The sequence below is a fragment of the Bradyrhizobium sp. UFLA05-153 genome (genome assembly GCF_054185185.1).
In genome coordinates, this window is sequence record NZ_JBBIAM010000215.1 from 1 (window position 1) to 8,008 (window position 8,008).

Annotated in this window: 6 protein-coding genes and 1 pseudogene; 5 read left to right on the forward strand and 2 right to left on the reverse strand. The window is 58.3% G+C overall.

Annotated features, from left to right (window positions below):
• The coding region (locus Q2941_RS49480; RefSeq protein ID WP_458197228.1) for a GNAT family N-acetyltransferase at window positions 1-766 on the forward strand (766 nt) is incomplete at its 5' end.
• A 413-nt stretch (window positions 767-1,179) separates the two neighbouring features.
• Here Q2941_RS49480 and Q2941_RS49485 read toward each other — a convergent pair.
• The gene (locus Q2941_RS49485) at window positions 1,180-2,010 is read right to left on the reverse strand and encodes a class I SAM-dependent methyltransferase (protein WP_458197229.1); all 831 of its coding nucleotides are present in this window, start codon (window positions 2,008-2,010) and stop codon (window positions 1,180-1,182) included.
• Between the two features lie 275 nt (window positions 2,011-2,285).
• On the opposite strand from Q2941_RS49485, the gene Q2941_RS49490 reads away from it, so the two are divergent.
• The 3 genes from Q2941_RS49490 to Q2941_RS49500 all read left to right on the forward strand — a co-directional run bounded on the left by Q2941_RS49490 (window position 2,286) and on the right by Q2941_RS49500 (window position 6,322).
• Complete coding sequence (locus Q2941_RS49490) at window positions 2,286-2,990, forward strand: DUF899 family protein (RefSeq protein WP_458197232.1); 705 nt, start codon at window positions 2,286-2,288, stop codon at window positions 2,988-2,990.
• A gap of 380 nt (window positions 2,991-3,370) precedes the next feature.
• Window positions 3,371-4,336 (forward strand): ABC transporter substrate-binding protein, encoded by a 966-nt coding sequence (locus tag Q2941_RS49495; protein ID WP_458197230.1) that lies wholly within the window; start codon window positions 3,371-3,373, stop codon window positions 4,334-4,336.
• 240 nt (window positions 4,337-4,576) lie between these two features.
• Window positions 4,577-6,322 carry a tetratricopeptide repeat protein gene (locus tag Q2941_RS49500; RefSeq protein ID WP_458197231.1) on the forward strand — a complete coding sequence of 582 codons (1,746 nt, stop codon included), beginning with the start codon at window positions 4,577-4,579 and terminating at the stop codon, window positions 6,320-6,322.
• 355 nt (window positions 6,323-6,677) lie between these two features.
• Here the strand turns inward: Q2941_RS49500 and Q2941_RS49505 are convergent.
• Window positions 6,678-7,293, reverse strand: a pseudogene (locus Q2941_RS49505) (tyrosine-type recombinase/integrase).
• A gap of 321 nt (window positions 7,294-7,614) precedes the next feature.
• Here Q2941_RS49505 and Q2941_RS49510 point away from each other — a divergent pair.
• Window positions 7,615-8,008: sulfatase-like hydrolase/transferase (locus tag Q2941_RS49510; RefSeq protein ID WP_458197233.1), on the forward strand; the 394-nt coding region annotated here is incomplete at its 3' end.

The following is an 8,008-nucleotide window of genomic DNA, read 5'->3' on the forward strand; positions in this document are numbered from 1 at the left end:
GGAGCCCGGTGCGTTAGCAGCGCTCGCCGGGATCTGGGTGGGGGGCGAGGAGCAATCCTCGTCCCTACCACGACCATTGGGTCGCAGCCGCGAAGGCTCGTTGGTACAGCCGTTCTGCTCTGTTTGGAAACAGGCATCTGATAAATTTGGCCGACGCCATCGACTGGGAGACGGCATGATGACAGCTGAGTCGGAAGTCAAATCTGCGGGCGCGAACATTCAGGCAAGCACGATCAGCACTATTGTGCTCGGCTTTGCAGCCGATCCAATGGCCCGTTGGGTTTGGCCCGACTCATCCGAATATCTCAGGATTATGCCTGAGTTCGTTAACGCATTTGGCGGACGGGCATTCGAGCATGGCACGGCTTACATCACGGAAGGGGCTCGCGCGGCCGCCCTGTGGCTGCCGCCCGGCGTCGAGCCTGATGAAGCAGCCATGGGCGCAATCATGGCGCAGTCCCTGCGTCCGGAGATCGCCGACGATATTCCACACCTGCTCCAGGGAATGGCCGAACATCATCCCCACGAGCCACATTGGTATCTGCCCCTCATTGCCGCCGATCCGAACTGGATCGGCCAAGGCCTCGGCACGTTGCTGATGAAACACGCTCTTCGACGATGTGACGAGGAGGGCATCGCCGCCTACCTTGAAAGTTCGAATCCGCGAAACATTTCCCTTTATGAGCGCCACGGCTTCAGGATCATCGGTGAGATACAACACGGTTCTTCGCCGACGATGACGCCAATGTTGCGGACGGTTTCCTGAGCGGAATGGCGGCCGGTTCTCCTTCCAACAGGAGATACATATCGGCATAATTTTCGCTTCAAACTGACTACGTCCGCAGGTGGCCCTTCGCGACATATTGCACCGCCACGTACCTTCGGTCGGTAACGGGGCATAGCGGAAATCGACGGGCCGACGTCAATTGCGGAGGGCGACGCTCATGACCCTGGCTGTGTAAAAACGCGAAGGATCGAAACACGGCTAGAATTACATTCTGCAGTTCGTCATTTAAGTTGAAATCGCTTGCGAGCTTGAGCGCTAGAGCGGTCTTGGACGAATAACTTGTTCTATCGCGCTCGAGCGTCTAGGCCTTTTCACACAACCAAGACCCGTTGCGGACGTCCCCCCAGGCTGCCATGGCGGGGTCCTCTCTCCATCCATGCGAACAGGGCTGATCACTTCCTTCCTGTACCCACCAAGGCCGGCATGGGGACTCGATAGACACCATCGGAAGAACGATACCGCCGCATCCCCTCCACCACCGCCGCGGAGATAGAGTTGCGCGCGTCCTCGGTCTGGGCGCGCAGCAAAGCGCGTGCTCGCACGCCACCTTCGAGGATCGCCGTTATGACGCCTAGCGAGTCGGCCAACTCCCAGGTCTGTTCAACGGTCTCGACGGCTGCGTCACGGAATTCGATCTCTTGAATTGCTGCTTTCAATTTGTCGGGTTCGCTGAACTGAAAGAAATCGGGTCCGTGAGGCAGAGGCACGTTGAGGTCACCGTGTTTCCTGATGGCGCCGAAGAGAAGGCCGAAACCGTTGCCTGGTTTCGCTGCTTCCCAAACGCTCACGGCGAGAAAGCCCCCGGGCTTCAGCACGCGACGCATCTCCGAAAGGGCTTTCTGCGGCTCCGGAACGTGGATGATACCGTAACCGCAGACGACACTATCGAAGCTGTCGGCCTCGAAAGGCGGGGCTTGGGCATCACCCTGCCGAAATTCGGCGCCAGGCACGTTGCGCCTGGCAATCTCAATGATCTTGCCGGAGAAGTCGAGGGCGACGACCTGCGCTCCTCTCTTCACCGCCGCTCCAGCGAGCATTCCCGGCCCGGTGCAGACGTCGAGAACGCGCATCCCCTCGGCGACATGGGCAGCATCCAGAATGGCCGGTACGGTTTGAGTGGTGAGTCGCGCAAAGTGCCGCTCATACCCAACACTGACGGTCCCCCAACCATCATGTTCGAATTCACGAAAGGCGCCAGGATTATGGGATCTCTCGATGGCCATCGTTTCCTCCCGACGGAAAAGGCCCCATAACTCCAGCTATATACACGGGTGCAAATGCAGGAAATGACGAATTCGAGTGTGCGATCGTCAACGACGGCGGAATTTTCGGGGTCGCACGACCGACCTCAAGCTGACCCGCGCATCGGTTCGCTGCGAGTTCGGCCCTTGCAGGCTCGGTCGCTTGCTTCGGTTCCGCCGCAACCTAATTTTCTGTCGGCCGTTGTCAGAATTATGGATGACCAGGAAGAATTATGGATGACCAGGAGAAGAAACCCGTGGACGCGAACACGCTGACACCCGCTGCTACACTCGCAAAAAAAGGGAAGACGCCGTTCCCCGGTGAAAGCGACGCCTATCGCAAGGCGCGCGAAACTTTGCTCGCGGACGAGATCGAATTCAGGCGCCATATGACACGACTCGCCGACGAACGCCGCGCGTTGCCGCCCGGACCGCTCATTATGAAGGATTATCGTTTCAAGGACGCGAACGGCAGCAATGTGGGCCTGATCGACTTGTTCGGCAAACATGACGCGCTTGTCACTTATTTCTGGATGTATGGCCCGCAACGTGAGCGTCCCTGTCCGATGTGCACCAACTGGCTGGGGGCAGTGAATGGCAATGCAGCAGACATTAAACAGAGGGTCGCGCTCAAGATCCTCGGCCGCAGCAGTGTCGAGCGGCAGTTGGCCTTTGCAAGCGAACGGACCTGGCGGCATCTCGATTTCGTGCAGACGGTCGGGGACGAGTATGCCAATGACCTCGGCCTGCTTAACGCCAACGGCTCGGAAAATCCTGCGCTGGTTGTGTTCAAACGTGACGGCGACAAGGTGCGGTTGTTTTGGGCGAGCGAGATGAAGAAAGAAATGGCAGACCCGGACCAAGACCCACGCGACGCGCCCGACGTTGCTTCGCTATGGTCAATCCTCGACCTGACGCCGGGCGGGCGAGGCACCGACTGGTATCCGAAGCTAATCTATTGAGGAACGCGTTCGCACAGAGATCGACAGTTGATGTTCTGCGCCACCTTCATGAAGTGACCGTGAGGCGAGCATCGGTGTTTCCTACCAAGCGAACCCACGGACTGATACGGCTGGATGCGCGAGGGCTGACTTTTGCTATATCCGCCTTAACCCGTCGACGGCGGTCAGTCGATGGTCGTCGGCATCAAACGGGCGGTATACGGTATGTCTGCGATTGGCCCTTCGCGTTCTTTCGCGGGCGCGTAACAATCAGCGGACATCAAACGGCAGGCAGGACCGGCTGACTCAGTCGAGAATGACCCAAATGCGACATTGGCAACTCTTTCTCACTGATAGTTTGAGCCGCTATAGTTGGCTTCTTAGGTCACGGGGACCACGACATGAAGCGGCGCGAGTTCATCACATTAATTGGCGCGTCTGCGCTGCCAATGTTGTCAGTTGCGCAAGCGCAAGACGTAGGGCGAAGTCGTCGCATGGCGGTCTTAGCCAACTCCAGCGGCGAGGGACCCGTTTGGCACGCATTCTTTGATGAACTGAGCCGAGGTGGGTTTGTTGAAGGTCGCAATCTTCAAATCGATCGCAGAGGGTTCAATGTGACCCTTGCTGCCTTGGACACCATGGCCACCGAGTTGGTGCGTGGACGACCGGAGATAGTAGTAACGACCGGACCGCAAGCTACGAAGGCGGCGCAACGCGCAAGCCGCGGCATAGCCATTGCGGCAATAATCGACGATTTGGTTACGAGCGGTCTCGTCAGCTCTATGTCTCATCCGGAAGGAAACATTACGGGCGTAGCTATCTTCGCGTTCCAGCTCGACGTAAAGCGGTTGGAGTTGCTCCACGAGGCGCTGCCTAGAGCACGACGGATCGGAATTCTTGCTGACCCTGACAGAAAATCGGCTTTGGATGCGCTTGATCGAGCTGCGCACGATCTCGGCGTCGAGATCGTACCATTCACGGCACGAACGAACGAAGAGATCATCGATGCCATTCAAGCTATGAAGATAAAAGAGATTGATGCAGTTAACGTGCTGGCATCGACGACCTTGTGGAGCGCTCATCTGCTGATTATCGAGCATCTCAATTCGTCTCGGCTACCGTCCGTATGGCAGTGGCCGCAAGGGGCGGAAGATGGCGGATTAATTGCCTATGGTCCTCGCTTGGAAGGAGTTTTTGCTCAATGTGGCCGACTGGTCGTGAAGCTCTTGCAGGGGGCCAAGGTGGCGGACACGCCTGTAGAACAGCCAACTGAATTTGTTCTTAGCGTCAACTTGAGAACGGCAAAGACTTTCGGTGTTGCTATTCCGCCAACGCTGCTAAGCCGCGCAGATCAAGTGATCGACTGATGTCTCCTCGTGGCCCCTCGCGTCATTTGCTGCGTTTGCTCATATGCTGGCGCTATCGGGACCGAAGCGGACATCGATTGGTAGCGAGCACTGCCCGGCTCAGTCGCGAATGTCCCGAAGCGGACCTCCAAGGTGACGCACGCCCAATCTCTCCCGCAATTATCGCTCACGGGTCCTCTGCAAAGTGCTAGACTTTTCCCTGTCTACCGCCGTGGCAAGTCTGGCCGTTCGGAGGGCGTTGTGACCGAGCAGCAGGTTCAAAGGCGACTGGCGGCGATCTTGGCTGCCGACGTGGTTGGTTACTCTGCGTTGATGCAACGCGCTGAGGAGGCCACCTACGCCGAGTTCGAGCGGCTGAGGCGCGAAGTAATCGAGCCTGGCCTCTCCCGCCACGACGGGCGACTGATCAAGACCACGGGTGACGGTGCGCTCGCCGAGTTCGCAAGTCCTTCGGCTGCGGTGCGATGCGCGGTGGAGATACAGGAAAGCATCGCGTCAGGCCGAAGCTCCCTTAAGCTACGCATTGGGGTCAATCTCGGGGAGGTTATCGTCGGGGCTGACGGGGATCTATTCGGCGATGGGATCAACATCGCCGTCCGACTAGAAGGGGTCGCCGATCCGAGCGGCATCCTGATTTCCGAAAAGGTGTACAGCGAAGTCGAAGCCAAGCTGGACGTTGGCTTCGAGGACCGGGGCGAACAGCAGCTCAAGAATATCTCCAAGCCGGTCCGCGCATTTGCTGTACGCGCGGGAGCGCATGGCACGCTGATCGATAGGCTAAGTGCGGCCCCGCCACTCCCGGACAGGCCCTCAATCGCCGTACTTCCGTTTGAGAACATGTCCGGCGATCCCGAGCAGGAGTATTTTGCGGACGGGATGGTTGAGGAGATCACTACGGCGCTTTCGCGGTTCAAGTGGTTGTTCGTGATCGCCCGCAATTCCAGCTTTACCTACAGGGGCAAGGCGGTGAACGTGAAGCAGGTCGGACGCGAGCTTGGCGTCCGCTATGTCCTTCAGGGGTCTGTGCGCAAGGCCTCAGGGAAAGTTCGCATTGCAGGGCAGTTGATCGACGCGATTACAGGGGCGCACATCTGGGCGGATCAGTTCGAGCGCGACTTGACAGACGTTTTCGCACTTCAGGACGAAGTGACGGTCGCCGTCGTCTCGGCCATTCAGCCAAAGATTGTTCAAACAGAAATCGCATTGGCGGCGCGGCGGCGACCGGAGAACCTCACCGCCTATGATTTTTACCTCCGCGCTCTGCCGCAGTCTTACCTGGCGACCCGCGAAGGGTTGGCCGAGGCGATCAGGTTGGGTCACCGCGCCTTGGAACTGCACCCTCGATTCGGCGGTGCCGCGACTCTGGCAGGTCTCTGTCACATGCGAAACGTCCTTTTCAACTATGCTGAGGATCCCCAATTCGACCGCAGGGAAGCCGTTCGGCTTTCTCGCTTGGCATTGAGCCTCGACGATAGTGATCCAGACACGTTGGCAGCGGCTGCCGTAATCTCGGCGTTCATGGTCGGCGATATTGAAAGTGCGCCCGAAATGGCAGACCGGGCGGTCGCGCTCAATCCCAATTCATTTGGCGCATGGTCCGCCAGAGGCTGGGTCTGTAGAGCTGCGGGGCTACCGCAGGAAGCGGTCCAGAGCTTCGAACGTGCCATTCGCATGAACCCGATAGACCCGCTGATACATCCGTCGTTTGTCGGGATGGGCATAGCCTTGATCGAGCTTCGTCGCTTTGACGAGGCCATCGTCGCAGGCAAGAAAGCCCAACGACAGAAATCCTCCTATTGGCCAGCTTACTGCGGTCTCGCGTCCGCTTTCGCCCATCTCGGGCGCGAGGCTGAGGCCCGTGAGGCGGTGGCGCGTCTGCTTGAGTTCGATCCCGCCTTTACAATAGCAGCGTTCATCGCGCGGGGCGGGCAATCAAACGCGAAGCTGTTGATTGAGGGTCTTCGGAAAGCTGGGTTGCCCGAGTAGCTCTCCAACTGCGATGAGGTGATGGAAGAGCGGTTAATTTGCTGCGGTGCATAAGTCAGCTTCTGGCCGATTCCGTTGAAAAAGGCCTTTGTCGCGAGCATGCCCATTTTCTGAAGACTTCTGATGCGTTTGACGCAGCGGGACGTGGGGGATCGCGTCAACATAGTCAGGATCGCTCGGTGATCTTCCTAGCTTTACTACGAAGGTTTTCTTGCCGGAGCTCGCTCTAAGCTAATTTCAGCGATGTTTTTGCCGTGGCGTTACTTTTGCCTTTTTCAACAGAATCGGCCCGAAGCCGCCTGTGAGGGCAAAGCAGAGCCCGTCTGCTCTGCCCCCGAAATCAGACGTCGACTTGTTACGCTATCGCGAGGGCGTCATCGACCTCGATGCCGAGATACCGGACGGTACACTCGATCTTGGTGTGCCCCAGTAGGAGCTGCACGGCTCGCAGGTTGCCGGTTCGGCGGTAGATTAAGGTCGCTTTGGTTCGGCGAAGAGAATGCGTCCCGAACAGGTGCGGGTCCAATCCGATGTCAGCGATCCAGTGAGATAGGAGGCGGGCATACTGGCGGTCGTCATGTGTCCAGTCTGCCGCCGACCATGAACAGGTATGCGCCTGACCTCTTGCCGGTTGCCCGGAGGTAGTCATCGATCGCTTGGCGGGTGGATTCCGTCAGTTCAAATTTGACCGGTCGGCCGGTCTTCTTCTGTCGGACGCTCGCGCGGTCGGCCGCATATCCACCCGGGGCAACGTCATCGACTTTCAGTGCTACGACATCGCAGCCGCGAAGCTTACTGTCGATGGCAACGTTGAAAAGCGCCAGATCACGTATCCGGCCTTCCACCTGGAGCTTGGTGCGGATTGACCAGACATGCTTTGGCCGGAGCGGCTGCTTCGCACCGACGATCTTTCCCTTATTCCAAGGAGTGCGTTTCGAGACGGCATGGGTAACGCTCAGAACATCGGTCATGTTGACCTCCTCAACTTGTGAGGCTGGTCATTTTCAGCTCGGAGCCCTTCCGATCCCTTTCCGCTTTCAGACGATTGGAGACGTACCCGCGTCCACTTCGAGCGATGGGAGAGGCGATTTTGACCCCGAGCAGACATGAGCGCCCCGCTAAACGCGGCCCTCCCTCTGACATCTTACTCGTCTGCCGAAAACGCATAGGCCGCGAAATGAAGGCGCCTTAAACGGTAAGCTCGGTGTAGTGGACAGCGAAACCGGCCATTCGAGGAGGACGTCGTGATCAAAATTGCGAGTTTCCTATCATCGAGTTTTCTCCTGTGCGCAATGTTGGCCCCCGGAGCACACGCTCAGCAGATCAACGGCGTACCGGGTTCGCCCAGCGCCACGACCACGATCGACGGGAAACAACTGCCGCCTGAGCCTCCGAAATTCGGTGGCGTGGTCAACGAGACTGCCAAAGATTCCAAACCGTATTGGCCACCGTCCGTAGTTCCGCCCAAAGGCGCGCCGAACGTTCTGCTGATCATGACCGATGATCAGGGCTATGGCGTTTCCGGCACCTTCGGCGGTGTCATCCCGACCCCGAACATGGATCGCATCGCCAAGGCGGGATTGCGCTATACCCAGTTTCACTCCACGGCACTTTGCTCGCCGACGCGGGCGGCATTGATCACCGGCCGCAACCACCATTCGGTCGGGTACCTGTCTCTTATACACA

Coding starts and splice junctions, on each gene's coding strand:
- Q2941_RS49495 (WP_458197230.1), top strand. CDS start 3,371: ATGAAGCGGCGCGAGTTCATCACATTAATTGGCGCGTCTGCGCTGCCA.
- Q2941_RS49485 (WP_458197229.1), bottom strand. CDS start 2,010: ATGGCCATCGAGAGATCCCATAATCCTGGCGCCTTTCGTGAATTCGAA.